Below are 16,413 nucleotides of genomic sequence, written 5' to 3' on the forward strand. Positions count from 1 at the left end.
TGCTGAGACGACACAGGATGTTCGCCTCGCAGAGCGATTCGGAGCGGAATATGCCCCAGCTGGGTAGCCTATGGAAGAAATTTTGGGATTTAACCCATACATCCACTTTCTGGGTACGAAGCAGCGTCGGGCCGCAACCGTGCGCCCCGAGACCCGAGGAGCTCGCATGGCCCGGCGTTCCACCCGCGTGGCCGCACTGTCCCTCGTCGGCCTGGTCGTGGTGGGCTCCGCGACCGGGGCGCTGATGAGCGTCGACCCGCCCGCCCCGGCCGGCCGGACGGCACCCGTCGCCGCCGACCCGCTGGCCCGCGCCGAGCGCCGCGTCCGGGAGGCGCCCGGCGACTGGCGCACCCTCGCCGACCTGGGACTGGCCTATGTCGAGCGGGCCCGCGCCACCGGCGACCCGGGCTACTACCCCCGGGCCCAGACCGCGCTGGAACGGTCGGTGGCCGTACGCGCCGCCGACAACGCCCCCGCCGAGCTGGGCCTCGCCGCGCTCGCCGCCGCCCGGCACGACTTCCCCACCGCGCTCCGGCACGCCGACAGCGCCCTGGCCGCCGACGGGTACCTGGCCGCCGCGCACGGGGCCCGGGCCGACGCGCTGATCGAACTCGGCCGCTACGACGAGGGCTTCGCCGCCGTGCAGCGCATGGTGGACCTGCGCCCCGACGCGTCCTCGTTCGCCCGGGCCTCCTACACCTGGGAACTGCGCGGCGACCCCGGCCGGGCGCGCGCCGCCCTCGAACGGGCCCTGGCCGCCGCCCCGGACGCGGCGACGACCACGTTCGCGCTGTACCAGCTCGGGGAACTCGCGTTCGGCACCGGCGACCTCGACCACGCCGGCCGGCGGTTCGACGAGGGCCTGGCCCGCGCGCCGCAGGACGTGACCCTGCAGATCGGCCGGGCCCGGGTCCTCGCCGCGCGCGGCCAGACCACCCGGGCGCTCGCCGACTACGCGGCCGTCGTGAACCGGCTGCCGAACCCCGCCTACCTCGCCGAGTACGGCGACCTGCTCACCGCGCACGGCGAACCCGGGAAGGCCCGCGCGCAGTACGACCTGGTGCGCGCCGGCCAGCGGCTGCTCGGAGCCCAGGGCGTCAACACCGACCTGGAACTCGCGCTGTTCGACGCCGACCACGACGCGGCCCCCGCCGCGCTGGAGGCGGCCCGGGCGGCGTACGCGGCGCGGAAGAGCGTGTTCGCCGCCGACGCGCTCGGCTGGGCGCTGCACGTCAACGGCCGCTCCGCCGAGGCCCTGCCGTACGCCCGGGAGGCCCAACGGCTCGGCACCCGCAGCGCCCTGCTCGCCTACCACCTCGGCGTGATCGAGGCCGCCACCGGCGACCGCGAGCACGCCCGCACCCACCTGGAGACGGCCCTGACTATCAACCCACACTTCTCCGTCGCGCACGCGCCCCGGGCCCGGGCGGCTCTGGCGAACCTCGGCGGGGACCGATGAGGCGGCCGGGGACCGGGCTGCGGACCCTGGGCCGGTGGCAGGCCGGAAGCCAGTGGCGCTCCCGGGAACGGCCACCCGCGCGGGACCGGTGGCGGTCCGGGATCCGGTGGTTCGGGGTCCTCGGGGCCGTACTCGTCGGGTCCGTGCTGCTCGGGGCCACGCCCGCCGGGGCGCACCCGTTGGGGAACTTCACCACCAACCAGTACGCCGGGCTGACCGTCGACGCCGCCGGTACCACCATCGACCATGTCCTCGATCTGGCCGAACTCCCCGCCTACCAGCTCCGCCAGCAGCTGTGGCGCGACGCGGCGCCCACGGCCGGGGAGGCCGACGCCTTCGCCGCCCGCGAGTGCGCCCGGATCGCCGACGCCGTCCGGCTCACCGTCGCCGGACGGCGGGTTCCGGTCGCGGTCACGGCGCGGACCGTCACGTTCCCGGCCGGCACCGCGGGCCTGGACACCCTGCGCCTCGAATGCCGGCTGCGCGGCGACGCGCCCGTGCGCCCGGGCACGACGCTCGACTACTCCGCCGACGCCTATCCCGAGCGGATCGGCTGGCGGGAGGTGACCGCCGTCGGCGACAACGTCACGCTCACCGCGAGCGACGTGCCGGCGACCAGCCCGAGCCGCCGGCTGACCGCGTACCCGGAACAGCAGTTGACCTCGCCCCCCGACATCCGGGCCGCGCACCTGACCGCCACCCCCGGCGGCGGCGCCGCCCCGCCCGCCGCCGACGCGGCGACCGGGGCCCGGAACCGGGGCGTCGACCGGCTGACGCAGGCGTTCACCGACTTCATCGGCCGCCCGAAACTCACCCTGACCATCGGGGTACTCGCCGTGCTCATCGCCCTGGTCCTCGGCGCGGCCCACGCCCTCGCGCCAGGACATGGCAAGACCGTGATGGCCGCCTACCTCGTCGCCGAACGCGGATCCCTGCGGCACGCGGGCGTCATCGCCGCCACGGTCACCCTCACCCACACCGGCGGCGTCATGATCCTGGGGCTCCTGCTGTCCACGACCCTCGCCTTCGCACCGCAGCGGGTGTACGGCTGGCTCGGACTGGCCAGCGGCGTGCTCCTCGCCGCCGTCGGCGCGGTCCTGCTGTACCGGGCCTGGCGGGGCCAGGGGTTCTCCCACGGCCACCACCACGGACCCGGCGGCCACACGCACGGACCGGGCGGGCACACGCACGGACCCGGTGGGCACGTCCACAGCCACGACGGCCACCACCACGGGGCGGGTGGGCACGCCCACGGGCCGGGAAGCCACCACCACGGGCCCGGCGGTCACACCCATGAAGCGGACGGTCACCACCACGCGCCGCACCGGCCGGAACTGGTCGGGGCGTCCGCGCAGGTCGCGGCCGGTCACCAGCACAGCCACGACCATGTCCACCACGACGAGGCGGCCCCGCACAGCCACTCCCACGCGCACCAGGACGACCACCACCACACGGCCGGCCAGGCCTCCGAAGTGGAGCAACACCACGGCCACGACGAGCCCCATGCCCACCCGGCACCCGGCCGTGGCCCCGGTTCCCGGTCCGCGCTGAGCCTGTTCACCGTCACGGCGATGGGCTTCGCCGGCGGTCTCGTCCCCAGCCCGTCGGCCGTCGTCGTCCTCCTCGGCGCGATCGCGCTGGGCCGCACCTGGTTCGGCGTCGTCCTCGTCCTCGGCTACGGCCTCGGCATGGCCGCCACCCTCGTCGGGATCGGCTTCCTCCTCGCCCGCTGGCGGCACCGGCTGGAGCCCCGCCTCACCGGCCGCGTCGGCACGCTGGTGCGCCGGGTCGCCCCGTTGGCGACCTCCGGCCTCGTGGTCGTCGTCGGCCTGTGCGTCGCGGCCCAGGCCGTCGTGGGTCTGTGAGCTTCCGGCCGTGTGTCGACCGTCCCTACCGTGGGAGTCCCGGGTGACGAAGGCCCGGCCGGGGGCAGGCGGTGCGCGCGGACCTCAGCGGCCCAGCCCCATCCCGTAGACCAGCAGGCCGGCCACCGTCAGGGTGCCGACCGCCGCGACCGTCACCGCCGGCACCAGTCGGGGGGAACGGCGGCGGGCCGGGTCCCGGCGGCGGGTCCAGCGGAGTGGCCAGGCCGCGACGGCGAGGACCAGGACGCCGAGTTTCGCGGCGTTCTCCGGCAGCTCGCGTCCGAAGAGGAACATCGCCGTCCAGAAGGGATCCGTCGGCCGCAATTCCGGCTGGTCGGGCGCGCCCAACCGGAGCAGGAGCGAGGCCAGCAGGAGCCACGGCACCGCCAGTTGGAGCAGGGCGAGGGCCGTCGCGGTGCTCACCACGACGCTGGCCACCGTCCGGCCCTCGGTGCGGCGGCTGACCCAGCCGGTGAGGAACCAGCCCGCCAGGGCGCCGAGGATCGCGCCGAGGGCCCCGGCGGGTCCGGTCCACGCCGGCGCGGTGCGCGACACCACCAGCTCCGCCCGGTCGGCGTGCCGCGGGTCGACCTCCGACTCGTGGGAGACCGTGAACGTGAGGGCCAGGCCGTCGCGGGTGGCCCAGAACTCCCAGATCCGCTGCCCTCTCTCGTGGGCCTCGGGGTCCGCCCGCGGGTAGAGGAACGGCGTGCCCTCGGCGCGGATCCGCCAACCGGCCGCGCGCAGCCGGTCCCGGGCGGCCTCGCCGTAGGCCCGGAAGTCGCGGGTGGCGGCGGTGGGCTCGACCCGGTAGCGCGCCGATCCGTACTCCGGCATGGACTCGCCGATCTCGGTCTCGAACAGCGGGGCACCGTCGTCGCCCCGGACCGCCAGGCCCGGGAACGCCGCCGCCTTGAGGCTTTCGGCCTCCGCGCCCGTGGGCAACGGCCGGGCGGTCTCCCAGGCCAGCCGGTGCGCGCCGGCCGCGCCGAGGAAGCCGAGGGTCACCGCGACGAGGACGGCGAACACGACCACACCGCGGCTGCGGGGACGGCCGAGCCGGGCCCGGAGCCCGTGCCGGAGCAGGTTGGCGGTCTCGCGGGCGGTGGGTGCGCGCCGGCCGGGGGCCGCGAGGTCCAGGAGCGTGTCGAGGAGTTCGACGCGGCGGGGGCCGGGCGGGTAGGCGCGCAGCAGCAGCCGGTACCGCCGGCTCAGGGTGTCGGTCATGTCCCCTGCCGCGCGGCGGTGGGCCCGAGGCCGAACCGGCGGCGGGCCGCGAGCTGGCTCCGCGCCGCGTCGGCGCTGTGCCGCAGGCGTTCGGTCTCCGCTTCCAGCGCGCGGGCCCCGTCGTCGGTCAGCCGGTAGTAGCGCCGGTTGCGGCCGTCGACGGTCTCGTCGCGGTCGACCTCCACGAGGCCCTCGGCGTCGAGGCGGTCGAGGGCCGCGTAGAGGGTGCCGGGCTGGAGTCGGACCTGGTCGTCGGAGAGCCGGGCGGCCTCCTGGATCACGCCGTAGCCGTGGCGCGGCTCGGTGGCCAGGGCGGTGAGGATCCAGAACGTGGGTTCGCGCATCCGTGCCGTCATACCCAGCATATTAAGATGATCTGACTATGCCGTCAACGGCGGTGACCCGGGCGGGGCCCTCGCCGGCTCAGCCCCGTTCGGAGAGGACCGCGGCGATCCGGTCCCGGTCGGCGCCGCCCGCCAGCAGCACCCGCAGCAGCACCCGAGCCTGGTACGGGTGCAGGAACCCGCCGTTGAGCAGCCCCCGCCGCGCCAGGTCCGACTCCGAACCGACCGCTCTGTACGTGCCCGCCAGCACCGAGCCCGCGCCGGTCCGCGACGTGAGCACCACCGGGATCCGCTCGGCGAGCGCGCCCAGCACGGGGCCAGCGCGGCCGGGACGTGCCCGACACCGAAGCCCGCGACGACCAGGCCCTGGTGGGTGTCCGCGAGCCCGGCCAGCCACGCCGCGTCGTCGTCGAGGGTGACCGTGTGCAGCCCGACCCGGACGGCGGCCAGCGCGCCGGGGTCCGGCCGGGGTAGGGCGGCGGGCCGGGGCAGGCCGCCCAGCAGCCGTACCCGGCGCTCCACCACGTGGCCGAGCGGGCCGGTGTTCGGGGACGCGAACGTCGCGGTACTGGTGCTGTGCGTCTTGCGCGCCCACCGCGCGGCGTGCACCTCGTCGGCGAACACCAGCAGGACGCCCAGGTCCCGCGCGGCCGGGTCGGCGGCGACCGCGACGGCGGCCAGCAGGTTCGCCGGCCCGTCCGGGCCGGCGAGGGTCGGGTTGCGCATCGCGCCGGTGAACACGAGCGGCTCGGGGCGGTCCCACACCAGGTCCGCCAGGAACGCGGTCTCCTCCATGGTGTCGGTGCCCTGGGAGACCACCACGCCGGCGGCACCCCGGGAGACCGCGTCCGCCGCGCGGTCCACCACGTCGAGGACCTGGGCGAACGTCAGGTTCCCGCTGGGCACCGCGTCGATGTCGCGCACGTCGAGGGCCACGCCCAGCTCCGCCAGACCGGGCACGGCGGCGGCCAACTGGGCGGCACCCAGGCGGGTCACGGAGCCGCCGTCGGCACCGGCCATCGAGATCGTGCCGCCGAGGGCGAAGAACGCCACACCCATGACCGCACATCCCCCTGGTACCGCGCCGATCCGCGTGGATCATGCTACCCACGCCCGGGCGGACCCACCCCGGCCGGTGGTACGGGTGCCGGGTGGGTCAGACCGCCCAGGTGCCGACCGCGTTCTCCTTGTCCAGGATCTGGAGCCGGGCACCGGTGACCTGGGCCGGTTCGGCGCCGAACACCAGGAGGCCGGCGAGCTTCTTGCCCGGCTCCAGGGTGCCGTCCTCCAGCGCGCCCGCGAAGGCCAGGCCGCCGAGCAGGTCGGCCTTGAACTGCCGGGCGTCCTTGGTCACCAGCCGGAACAGCGTGTTGGCCTCGACCTCCAGCGCCGGTCCGCCGACGTGCTCGATCTCGACCTTGGCCGTGGCGTACTTCTTGCCCCTGGTCTTGAACGGCTCCTCGGTGGCCGGGTTCTCCGGCTTGACGTCACTGACGGTGACCTTCAGCTTCGTGGAGCCGACCGTGACCTCCACCGGGGAGCCGAGCTTGGCCGCCGAGCCGGCAGCCGGGGCGCCGGTGGTCGACGCCGCGCCCGGCGTACCCGTCGTGGAGGTCTTGACCTCGGGCTTGTCCGACTTGCTGTCCGAGCCTCCGCACCCGGACAGCAGGCCGAGCCCGACCAGGCCGGCCAGGGAGACGGCCGCGAGGCGACGGACGGACACGGCGGACAGGGGCACATTCATGGCAGGGTCCTTCAGGGTAGGGATGTACTCAGGGTTACGACGTCGAGTCTGGCGACCACTTCATGACACTTTCGTGACACCGGCGGCGGGCAGTCGTGTGAGCCCCCTCATGCGGTCGCCGGGGCCGGCGCGGCTACGGCACGGAACTGTCGCCCCGGGAACGCGACGTGGTGCGGCTCGCCGGGCTCGGGCACACCAACCGGGAGATCGCCACGACCCTGTTCCTGTCCGAGCGCACCGTGGAGGAACACGTCGCCCGGGCGATGCGCAAACTCGGGGTGACGTCCCGCCGCGCGTTCGGGTCCCCGACCCGTACCGACACCTGACAATCGGGCGGCCCGCGACACCGGCCACGGCTGATTCGCCCATAGCGTGGCAAGAGTGACGGCCCATCGAACCGCGGAGTTTTCCCGCCGAGCCATCAATCCACGCATTCTCGTGACAGATATCGACGGACGGGCATTGGCCCCGAACACGTATGCGGTGCGGGTACCGCAGACAGTCGTACCCGAATCGCAAACCGGGGTCTTTAACAGGCCATTTACGGGCCTAACCCTCGGCATCAAACGGATGAATGCGGATGGACCTCCGGGTGATGTCCGGCACCTGGGATGCGGCCGCACCTTCCCTTGAAAACCTAGTGGTTTAGTGGGATATTCTCAGTGCCCGCTCGGCCGGCGTGGTCCACCGCCCCTCACAGGATCGTCGGGGCAGGACATTCCAGCCCGAGCGCGGCAACCAACACGACATTCATGAGACGTCTGTAGCCGCGGTTGCCTCGCACAGTGGCCCGGGATCGTTCGGTGCGCGGGAACGCGCTGAGGAGGAAATGTTCTACATGAAGTACCGCATCAGAGTGACGGCCGCTGCCGCGATAGCCGCCAGCCTGGCACTGGCCGGCTGCGGCGGGGGCAACGAGGCCGCGGCGGAGACCACCACCCTGTCCATTGTGGGCTACGCGGTGCCGGAGGCGGCCAACAAGGCGATCGCCGCCCAGTGGAACAAGACCGCGGAGGGCAAGAACGTCAAGTTCCAGACCTCCTACGGCGCCTCCGGCGACCAGAGCCGCGCGGTGGTCAACGGCCTGAAGGCCGACTACGTGCACTTCTCGGTGTCCAGCGACGTGACCCGGCTGGTGGACGCGAAGCTCGTGGACCCCAGCTGGAACAGCGGCCCCAACAAGGGCATCGTGTCCTCCTCGGTCGTGGTCCTGGCCGTGCGTAAGGGCAACCCGAAGAACATCAAGGGCTGGGACGACCTGATCAAGCCCGGCATCGGGATCGTCACCCCGAACCCGGCCTCGTCCGGCGCGGCCCGGTGGAACGCGCTGGCCGCCTGGGGCCACGTCACCGCCAACGGCGGCACCGACGCGCAGGCCGCCGAGTTCCTGACGAAGCTGTTCGCCAACGTGGTCTCCCTGCCCGGCAGCGGCCGCGACGCCACGACCAGCTTCGTCGGTGGCACCGGCGACGTGCTGCTGGCGTACGAGAACGAGGCGATCCTGGCCACCCAGGCCGGCGAGAAGCTGGACTGGATCATCCCGGACACCACGCTGCTGATCGAGAACCCGGGCGCGATCACGACGAACGCCAACCCCAAGGCCAAGCCGTGGCTGGACTACGTGCTGAGCAAGGACGGCCAGCGGCAGTTCGCGCTCAAGGGCTTCCGGCCGATCACCCAGGGCGTCAGCACCGAGGGCATCCAGGGCGTGCCGGACCCGAAGAACCCGTTCCCGACGCCCAAGAAGCTGCTGACGGTGTCGAAGGACTTCGAGAGCTGGTCGGCCCTGTCGAAGAAGTACTTCGACGAGAAGAACGGCCTGATCGTGAAGATCATCGCCGCATCTGGCAAGGCGAAATGACCTCGGCGGCCACCGTCGCCCCGGCCCAGTCCGCGCGTGAGCGCCGACTGGGCCGGGGCGGTCGCCGCCTGACCCGGGTGTCCGGCCTGGGTCTCGGGGTGGCCATGATGTGGTTCAGCCTGCTGGTCCTCATCCCCCTCGCCGCGGTCGTCGTGACCGCGACGACGGGCGGCTGGGACCAGTTCTGGCAGGCGGTGACCAACGAGCAGACCGTCGCCGCGATCGGACTCACCGTCGGCGCCGCCGCCGCCGTGACCGTCGTCAACGTGATCATGGGCACCCTGATCGCGTGGGTACTGGTCCGCGACCGGTTCTTCGGCAAGCGGGTCCTGGAGGTCCTCATCGACCTCCCGTTCGCCCTGCCCACCATCGTCGCCGGGCTCGTGCTGCTGTCCCTGTACGGCAACAACAGCCCCCTGGGCGTCAACATCGCCAACACCCGGGCCGCGGTGTTCCTCGCCTTCCTGTTCGTCACCCTGCCGTTCGTGGTCCGCACCGTGCAGCCGGTCCTGGCCGAGCTCGACAAGGAGGCGGAGGAGGCCGCGGCGTCCCTGGGCGCCAGCCGCTTCACCGTCTTCCGGCGGATCATCCTGCCGGCGTTGACGCCCGCCATCGCGGCCGGGGCCGCCCTGTCGTTCGCCCGGGGCGTCAGCGAGTACGGCTCCCTCGTCCTGCTGTCGGGCAACCTGCCGATGAAGACGGAGGTCACCTCGGTGCGGATTCTCAGCAGTATCGAGAACGACAACCTGGACAGCGCCGCCGCGGTCGCCACGATCCTGTTGGTGATCTCCTTCGCCGTCATCGTCGTCCTCGACGTGCTCCAGCGAAGGATGGTCCGCCGTGGCTAGCAGCAGTCAGCACACCCGCCGGGGCCCCTCCCGGTTCGTCCTGCGGGCCGTGGTCGTGACGTACCTGGTCCTGTTGGTGGCGTGGCCGGTGTTCCTGGTCGGCAAGAACGCCCTCAGCGGGGGCCTGGACAACATCACCGGCATCCTCGACGACCCCGACAGCGTGCACGCGCTGGCGCTCACCGTGCGGGTCGCGATCATCGCCGTCGTCATCAACACCGTGTTCGGGGTGGGGATCTCGCTCCTGCTGGTGCGCTACCAGTTCCCGGGCAAGCGGCTGCTGAGCGCCATGCTGGACATGCCGTTGTCGGTCTCGCCGATCGTCGTCGGCCTGGCCCTCGTGCTCGTGTACGGCGGCCGCAACGGTTGGTTCGGCCCCAGCCTGGAGAGCGCCGGCTTCCAGATCATCTTCGCCACCCCGGGGATCGTGCTGGCCACCGTCTTCGTCGCCCTCCCGCTGGTGATCCGCGAGGTGGTGCCGGTGCTGGAGGAGATCGGCGACGACCAGGAACAGGCGGCGCGCAGCCTGGGCGCCAACGCCATCCAGACGTTCCGGCGGATCACCCTGCCCGCCATCAAGTGGGGCGTCACCTACGGGGTCGTGCTCAGCCTGGCGCGGTCGCTCGGCGAGTTCGGCGCGGTCAAGGTCGTGTCCGGCAACGTCCTCGGCGAGACCCGTACCGCGACCCTCGTGGTGGAGGAGAAGTACCTCAACTTCGACAAGGGCGGCGCGTACGCCACCGCGTTCCTGCTCGCCCTCGTGGCCGTGGCCGCCATCATCGCCGTATCCGTCCTCCGGCCTAAGGAAGACCGTTGAGCATCGAGATCGCAAACGTCAGCAAGCGTTTCGGGAGCTTCACCGCTCTGGACAACGTATCGGTGAGCATCCCGTCCGGGCAGCTCACGGCCCTCCTCGGGCCCTCTGGCGGCGGCAAGTCGACCCTGTTGCGCATCATCGCCGGCCTGGAGCAGGCCGACAGCGGCAAGGTCGACATCGAGGGTCTCGACGCCACCGACCTGCCGCCGCAGAAGCGCAACGTCGGCTTCGTGTTCCAGCACTACGCGGCGTTCAAGCACCTGTCGGTGCGGCGCAACGTCGCCTTCGGGCTGGAGATCCGCAAGCGGCCCAAGGACGAGATCCGGGCCCGGGTCGACGAACTGCTCTCCCTCGTGCACCTGCTCCAGTTCGCCGACCGGCTGCCGTCGCAGCTGTCCGGCGGGCAGCGCCAGCGGATGGCCCTCGCCCGCGCCCTGGCGATCGAGCCCACCGTGCTGCTGCTGGACGAGCCGTTCGGGGCGCTGGACGCGAAGGTGCGCAAGGAGCTCCGGGACTGGCTGCGCCGCCTGCACGACGAGGTCAACGTGACCACCGTCTTCGTCACCCACGACCAGGAGGAGGCCCTGGAGGTCGCCGACAAGATCGTGGTCATCAACGAGGGCCGCATCGAGCAGATCGGCTCCCCCGACGAGCTCTACGACCAGCCCGCCAACGACTTCGTGATGAGCTTCCTCGGCCCTGTCACCCAGCTCGGCGAGCTGCTCGTCCGCCCGCACGACCTGCAACTGCACACCGGCGACCCCGGTCCGGACGCCGTCACCGGGCGCGTCAGCCGGGTCACCCGGGTCGGCTTCGAGATCCGCGCCGAGATCACCACCGCCGCCGAGCAGGTCATCACCGCGACCCTGACCCGCAACGAGTTCCTGTCCCTCGGCGTGGAGACCGGCTCGACCGTCCACGTCCAGCACGCCCCCCAGATCCACCCGAGCAAGTCGCACAGCCTGCACACGACCTGATCCGCGGCGGGCCTCCCCCGCGTCCGCGCCGGTACCACGCCGGCCCGCGACGCCCGGGAGGCCGCCCGGCGCCCAGCCGCGCGCCCGGAGCCGAACTCACGCAGAAAACCGCGATGCCGTGCACATCACAGTAAGAGACGACTACGCCGTCCAGGCCATGCTCGCGATCGCGGCGGACGGCGGCGGACCCGTCAAGACGATCGAGATGGCCACCCGGCAGAACATTCCCGTCACCTACCTCCCGCCGATCCTCACCGACCTGCGCAACGCGGAACTCATCACCAGCCGCCAGGGCTCCGACGGCGGATACAGCCTCGCCAGGCCCGCCACCGACATCACGGTCGGCGACATCATGCGCGCGGTCAGCGGCCCCCTGAGCAGCATCCGCCGGATGCCCCCGGACACCGTCACCTACGACGGCGCCGCCACCAGCCTGCCCGGACTCTGGGCGGCGCTGCGGCACACGACCCACCAGCTGCTCGACAGCACCACCCTCCACGACCTGCTGCACGGCGAGGGTTCCGCCACGGCGGCATGAAAAGCGCAGACCATGGCACCGTCAGGATCGCCCCTGACGGCCGGGCCGCCCGCCGTCGGGTGGCCCGCCGGGTCGGACCCTGCTCCCGCCCACGCCCTCTCAGGGCCGGTGCGTGGTGCGGCGGAGTCCCGCCGTCACGAGGGACACGACGGTGCTGGACACCGCCAATCCGACCAGGACCAACAGCGCGCCGACGGCGAACAGACCGGTGTCGTCGGTGGCGGCCGCCTGGAACGTCCAGGCCGCCGTGAAGGCCAGGGTCAGCGCGGCGGAGGCCAGCAGCGGACGTACTCCCGCCAGTACGGCGCCCACCAGCAGCACCAGCAGCGAGGCCGCGCAGCCGATCACCTGCCACGGTTCGTAGGGGCCGGTCGTCTCGTTCGTCGCGGGGTCCACCTGGTACTCGGTGTCCCAGCCGAGCCAGCCGAACCACACCAGCGCGGCCAGCACGGCGACGAGGACGATGCCCACTACCTGAATACGGGTACGTGTTGAGGTCACAACGGCCAACCTACGCGGGCACCCTCCGCGCGTCCTGAGTACGCCTACTCACCTCCGCACGGCCACCGCGCTGCCACGCGCCCCCGTTCCGGGGCATCCGTGGCAGCGCGGTTCGCGTTCGGTGGGTGGCGGCCGGTGGGCTCGGCCGCCATCCACCTGTCAGGCCGGCACGTTCCAGCGTTGACTGGCGCTGGCGGTGCAGGTTTGCAGCAGCAGGCGGGTCTGGTTGACTGTGCCGGCGCCTTCCGTATCGAGGCACAGGCCCGACTTGGTGTTCCTCAGGGTCTTGTCGGCCTGCCAGGTCCAGCCCTGGGCGGGGGTGCTGTTGCAGCGGTAGAGCTGTACGACGGTGCCGGGGACGGTGGCCCCGTCGCGGGCGTCCATGCACTTGCCGAAGGCGCGCAGCGTCTTGTCGCCGGGCGCGGTCCACGTCTCGGCCGCCGCGCCGGTGCAGTCGTAGATCTGCAGGGCCGTGCGGTCGGCGGAGCTGCCGCCGGTGACGTCCGCGCACCTGCCGGACGCGCCGATCACGGGTCCGGCGGGGGCCACGGCGGGCAGGTTGTCGCGGACCTGGGCCGCCAGGGTGTAGGGGTCGCCGGTCGGGGTGGTGGTGTAGGTCTTGCGTTCCCTGTTCCAGGTGTCCTCGACGGCGAACCAGTCGATCGCGGCCGGGCTCCCGCCGGCTACGAGGGCGGCGTCGACGCTGTCGAGGTACCTGTCCCACCGCATGGCGTAGAAGTCCGCGACCAGGCCGGACAGCTCCCGGTTGGCGTAGTCCCGCAGGTAGCCGTCGGTGCTGGCGATCCGGGGGCCCCAGGTGGTGATGATCGAGCGGGCGTCGTACTCGGCGGCGGCGGTCGCGGTCGAGCCGGCGAGCCAGGTGCCGAGGAGGAACCGCTTGTCGGAGCCGAGGAGCTGGTCGAGGAGGGCGAGGTCGCCGGACCACTCGGTGCGCAGCTGGCGGAACTTCGCCAGGTCCCTCGCGTCGTAGGCGGCCCTGAGCTGCGGGAGCAGGACCCGGCTGCGGTTGGCCAGGGCCTGGCGGGCCAGGTGGACCGCGTCGTAGCGGTACGCGTCGGTGGTGCGTTGGGCCGCTGGCACGGCGAGGAGTTCGGTGAGCGCCCGCTGCACCGTGGCCGAGTTGTAGCGCATCCCGGTCGGGCTGAACGCGGCGGCCGAGAACACGGTCAGGCTGGGGCGGGCCGCGAACAGGCTGTCCTGCGATTCGCTGGAGTCGCCGGCCGGCATGCTGTACGGGCCTTGGCGCAGCAGGTCCCACGCCGCCGCCGCGTGCGGGTCGGTGGTGCCGTAGCGGCGGGCGGCGTAGGCGGTGAACCAGGCTGTCTGGTCGAGGGGGCCGGTGCGCCAGGCCAGTTCCATGAACAGCTCGAACGTGGCCGGGTCGGTGCCCGTGCCCTCCGGCATGTAGGCGATGCCCTTCAGGGCGCTGCCGGGCTTCGTGCGCCATTCGTTGAACCGGGTGGCCCACACGCCGGTGTTCGCGCCGATGGTGGTGTGCCCGCCGAAGTTGGGGATCGTGCCGAACGCGTACGGCACGCCCTTGAAGCTGACCTCACGGTTCGTGTCGAGTTTGCGGTCGGAGAGTCCGTCGACGATGAACAGCCGGTTGTGGTCGACGTTGTCCAGGATCGCGGCCTGCGGGTTGGACAGCCAGCCGAGGAGAACCCAGGTCGCGCCGGGCCGCGCGGTGTCCAGTGCGGTGAACACGCCACGGGCCGCGTCGCCGACGGGCACGTTGCCGGGTTTGCCGCCCTCGTGCAGCAGCTCCATCTTGTACATCGTGGAGTCACCCAGCAGCGTGCGCTGGTGCGCGTAGAAGCGGGCCGCGACCTGCGCGTACACGGAGCTGCGCGGGTCGAGCCAGGACGGGCGGGTGACCTTCTGCCAGTCGCCCTGCGCGACGACGTTGACGCCACCGTTGCGGGTGGAGAAGTCGGTGGGCACGGTGCCGAAGTAGCCGGGGAGCACGGGGGTCATGCCCAGTTCCTTGACCCGGTTGACGATCTTCTTGCCCAGGGCCGCGCGGGCGGTGAGCTGGGCCTCGGTGATCGGGCCGGCGATGCCGGACATGTTCTGCAGCAACCACCACGGCTGGTGCGCGGGGCCCGGGATCCATTCCTGGAGCTCGGCCTTGGTGTAGCCGAATTCCTGCAGGGTCGCGTAGTAGGCGGCGTCGGTGCCTGTCTGGACGAGCACCTCGTTGGCGCCGTGCAGGGCGAGCAGGTCGATCTGGCGCTCGAGGGCGGCCCAGTCGCGGTAGGCGCCGGAGTACCCGTCGTCGGTGTCGTTGAGGGCGAACCGGTGCGGCACGACCGCGTCCTGGCGCAGGGTGCCGGTGGGGGCCGGCAGGGTGGCGGGCAGCCGGGACAGGCTGTCGCCGGGCCAGCCGAGATCGACCTTGGCGACGTACTTCAGGTACCAGTTCACGCCGGTCAGCAGCACGGCCGGGCTGGTGCCCTGGACCTTCACCGCGCCGGCGGTCCCGGAGACCGCGAAGTAGTCCCCCGTGGCCGGGCGGGCGACCGCGTCGAAGGTGAACTGGGCCGCGTGCTGGGGCAGGAGCCGCCCGAGGGAGGCGGCGGCCGGGGCGGTGTCGAACGCTCCGGCGGCGTCGGCGGAGGAGGGGGTCGCCAGCGTCGCGACCAGTGTTGTCAGTGCCAGGGCCACACCCGCGGCGGCCCGTGCTCGAAGCGTTCTCATCGGCTCAACAGCCTCTCTCGCTTTAGTAATGCATCGTTCTTTAATATGGGTACCGCATTGGTGAGTGTCAACCCTTTCCGTGGGAGTGGCACGCCGCCCGCCTGCGCAAACAGCACATCGGGCCCCATTCGAGAACGAGTGCGACGGCACGCCCGGACCTCGCCCGGCGGCGGTGCGGACGGGCCCGCACGTTCCAGGGCACGCCGAAGGCCCGTTCCGATCGCGGCGTCCTGGGCGGGAGGGTCGCGGCTCGGCGGCGCCCACTGTGGACAGACCCAGGTCCCTCCCGGTCACCCGGGCCGGTCAGCTTTCGAGGGGTGGCGTGGCCGTCAGTCGACCTGGTCCGCCTGGTCGCCCGGACCGGTCACGGGGCCGGCACCGGCCGGTGGCGCACATCCGGCGTGACCGCCCAGCCGGCCGGGGTCGGCCCCAACTGCACCGCGGACCTGGCCTGGAGCCGGTAGTGGTCCGCCGAGTCGCGGAGCCAGTCGCGCTCCATGGTCGCGCTGACGGCGGCCGTGAGCCAGTCCACGAGCCGCTGGTCGTGCGCCCTCGTCGCGCGGTGCGCCGCCCGCTCGGCCGCGAGGGCACCGGACTGGTCCCCGGCGGCGCGCAGGGCGAGCGAACGCAGCCGTGGCACCTCGGCCTCCCCGAGGACCTCCGGCGCCGGGGCGAGGGCGTCGAGGAGACCGACCGCGCGGCCGGGACGGTCCGCCGCGATGGCGTCGCAGACCTCGATGAGCGTGTTCAGTGGACGGATCGTCGGATCGCCGGGATCCGCGACGGGTGTCACGTCGACCGTGACGGGATGGCCCAGGGCCGCGAGGCGGTGCACCGCGTACCGCAGGTAGGCCAGGTCGCGGGGTGCGGTCAGGTCCTCGAGCCTGCGGGCGTGGACGAGGAGGTTGCGCAGGTCGCGGACCGCCCCGTCGGCGTCACCGCGCTGGTCGGCGGCCACAGCCGAACGCACCCTGCCGACGAGGCACGCGCCCGCCTCCTCCGGCTGTCCGGCCGCCAGACCGACCCGGGAGGCGTGGTGCGCGGCGCCCATCGCCTTGGCGTGCATGCCCAGCGCGGAGTAGGCACCCGACACGTCGCGCCAGGCGCCCGCGCTCGCGACGGTGGACTCCTCCTCGCGCAGCGCCCGCTCGACCTGGAGCAGCTGACCCAGGACCTGACCGAGCGAACCGCGCTCCGGGCGCCGGGTACCGGGACGCGGCGGGCAGACCCGGCGCACCCCGGAGACGAACCGGTCGAGCAGGAATGCCAGCCTGGCCGGTTGGTTGAGGGACACCGCTGTGGCGATCTCGTCGAGCAGGCCCTGGGCGGGTGCCGGTTCGTCCTGGGGACGACGCACGGGTTCGCCGCCCGCGAGGTACCCGGCGGTCGGGTCGACGGTGGTGAGGTTCGCTCTCATGGCGGTTCGACCTTTCGGGATCCGAAGGGAACGGCATGCGGGGGCGGTGCTCCGGTCGTCGGCGACGCCCAGCACTCCGGAGGTCGACGCGGAC

Annotated in this window: 15 protein-coding genes and 1 pseudogene; 8 read left to right on the forward strand and 8 right to left on the reverse strand. The window is 72.8% G+C overall.

Annotated elements, in window-relative coordinates:
- The first annotated feature begins 166 nt into the window (after positions 1–166).
- Positions 167–1,459 carry a hypothetical protein gene (locus tag AB0M43_RS02080; RefSeq protein ID WP_363720283.1) on the forward strand — a complete coding sequence of 431 codons (1,293 nt, stop codon included), beginning with the start codon at positions 167–169 and terminating at the stop codon, positions 1,457–1,459.
- A complete protein-coding gene (locus tag AB0M43_RS02085; protein ID WP_363720285.1) occupies positions 1,456–3,324 on the forward strand; it encodes a hypothetical protein in 1,869 nt (622 codons plus the stop codon). Before AB0M43_RS02080 ends, AB0M43_RS02085 begins: the two co-directional genes overlap by 4 nt.
- A gap of 84 nt (positions 3,325–3,408) precedes the next feature.
- On the opposite strand, the gene AB0M43_RS02090 is transcribed toward AB0M43_RS02085, so the two are convergent.
- From AB0M43_RS02090 to AB0M43_RS02110, 5 genes and pseudogenes are all read right to left on the reverse strand, one after another.
- The gene (locus tag AB0M43_RS02090; protein WP_363720287.1) at positions 3,409–4,551 is read right to left on the reverse strand and encodes a hypothetical protein; all 1,143 of its coding nucleotides are present in this window, start codon (positions 4,549–4,551) and stop codon (positions 3,409–3,411) included.
- Positions 4,548–4,907 (reverse strand): helix-turn-helix transcriptional regulator, encoded by a 360-nt coding sequence (locus AB0M43_RS02095; protein WP_363720289.1) that lies wholly within the window; start codon positions 4,905–4,907, stop codon positions 4,548–4,550. The genes AB0M43_RS02090 and AB0M43_RS02095 overlap by 4 nt, the downstream gene beginning before the upstream one ends.
- A gap of 67 nt (positions 4,908–4,974) precedes the next feature.
- The gene (locus AB0M43_RS02100) at positions 4,975–5,490 is read right to left on the reverse strand and encodes a hypothetical protein (protein ID WP_363720929.1); all 516 of its coding nucleotides are present in this window, start codon (positions 5,488–5,490) and stop codon (positions 4,975–4,977) included.
- Positions 5,457–5,954: pseudogene (locus AB0M43_RS02105) on the reverse strand (asparaginase domain-containing protein); the annotation flags it as partial. The pseudogene AB0M43_RS02105 and the gene AB0M43_RS02100, both read right to left, overlap by 34 nt.
- 97 nt (positions 5,955–6,051) lie before the next feature.
- Positions 6,052–6,639 carry a DUF4352 domain-containing protein gene (locus AB0M43_RS02110; protein WP_363720291.1) on the reverse strand — a complete coding sequence of 196 codons (588 nt, stop codon included), beginning with the start codon at positions 6,637–6,639 and terminating at the stop codon, positions 6,052–6,054.
- Between the two features lie 146 nt (positions 6,640–6,785).
- Between AB0M43_RS02110 and AB0M43_RS02115 the strand changes: the two genes are divergently transcribed.
- From AB0M43_RS02115 to AB0M43_RS02140, 6 genes are all read left to right on the forward strand, one after another.
- The gene (locus AB0M43_RS02115; RefSeq protein WP_363720931.1) at positions 6,786–6,965 is read left to right on the forward strand and encodes a LuxR C-terminal-related transcriptional regulator; all 180 of its coding nucleotides are present in this window, start codon (positions 6,786–6,788) and stop codon (positions 6,963–6,965) included.
- A gap of 512 nt (positions 6,966–7,477) precedes the next feature.
- A complete protein-coding gene (locus tag AB0M43_RS02120; RefSeq protein ID WP_363720293.1) occupies positions 7,478–8,500 on the forward strand; it encodes a sulfate ABC transporter substrate-binding protein in 1,023 nt (340 codons plus the stop codon).
- Entirely contained in the window at positions 8,497–9,348 is an 852-nt protein-coding gene (gene cysT, locus AB0M43_RS02125) for a sulfate ABC transporter permease subunit CysT (protein ID WP_363720295.1), read from the forward strand. The genes AB0M43_RS02120 and cysT overlap by 4 nt, the downstream gene beginning before the upstream one ends.
- Positions 9,341–10,165, forward strand: coding sequence for a sulfate ABC transporter permease subunit (locus AB0M43_RS02130; protein WP_363720297.1), 825 nt, complete (start codon positions 9,341–9,343; stop codon positions 10,163–10,165). Before cysT ends, AB0M43_RS02130 begins: the two co-directional genes overlap by 8 nt.
- Positions 10,162–11,142, forward strand: a complete 981-nt coding sequence (locus AB0M43_RS02135) for a sulfate ABC transporter ATP-binding protein (protein WP_363720299.1) — start codon at positions 10,162–10,164, stop codon at positions 11,140–11,142. Before AB0M43_RS02130 ends, AB0M43_RS02135 begins: the two co-directional genes overlap by 4 nt.
- 118 nt (positions 11,143–11,260) lie before the next feature.
- Positions 11,261–11,680: an Rrf2 family transcriptional regulator gene (locus tag AB0M43_RS02140; RefSeq protein ID WP_363720301.1), complete on the forward strand. Its 420-nt coding sequence runs from the start codon at positions 11,261–11,263 to the stop codon at positions 11,678–11,680.
- Positions 11,681–11,779: 99 nt separating this feature from the next.
- On the opposite strand, the gene AB0M43_RS02145 is transcribed toward AB0M43_RS02140, so the two are convergent.
- From AB0M43_RS02145 to AB0M43_RS02155, 3 genes are all read right to left on the reverse strand, one after another.
- Complete coding sequence (locus tag AB0M43_RS02145) at positions 11,780–12,181, reverse strand: hypothetical protein (protein WP_363720303.1); 402 nt, start codon at positions 12,179–12,181, stop codon at positions 11,780–11,782.
- Between the two features lie 159 nt (positions 12,182–12,340).
- Positions 12,341–14,902, reverse strand: a complete 2,562-nt coding sequence (locus AB0M43_RS02150) for an alpha-N-acetylglucosaminidase TIM-barrel domain-containing protein (protein ID WP_363720305.1) — start codon at positions 14,900–14,902, stop codon at positions 12,341–12,343.
- Positions 14,903–15,266: 364 nt separating this feature from the next.
- A complete protein-coding gene (locus AB0M43_RS02155) occupies positions 15,267–16,319 on the reverse strand; it encodes a hypothetical protein (RefSeq protein ID WP_363720307.1) in 1,053 nt (350 codons plus the stop codon).
- Positions 16,320–16,413: the final 94 nt, after the last annotated feature.

It is taken from the genome of Longispora sp. NPDC051575 (genome assembly GCF_040681875.1).
Classification (GTDB): Bacteria; Actinomycetota; Actinomycetes; order Mycobacteriales; family Micromonosporaceae; genus Longispora.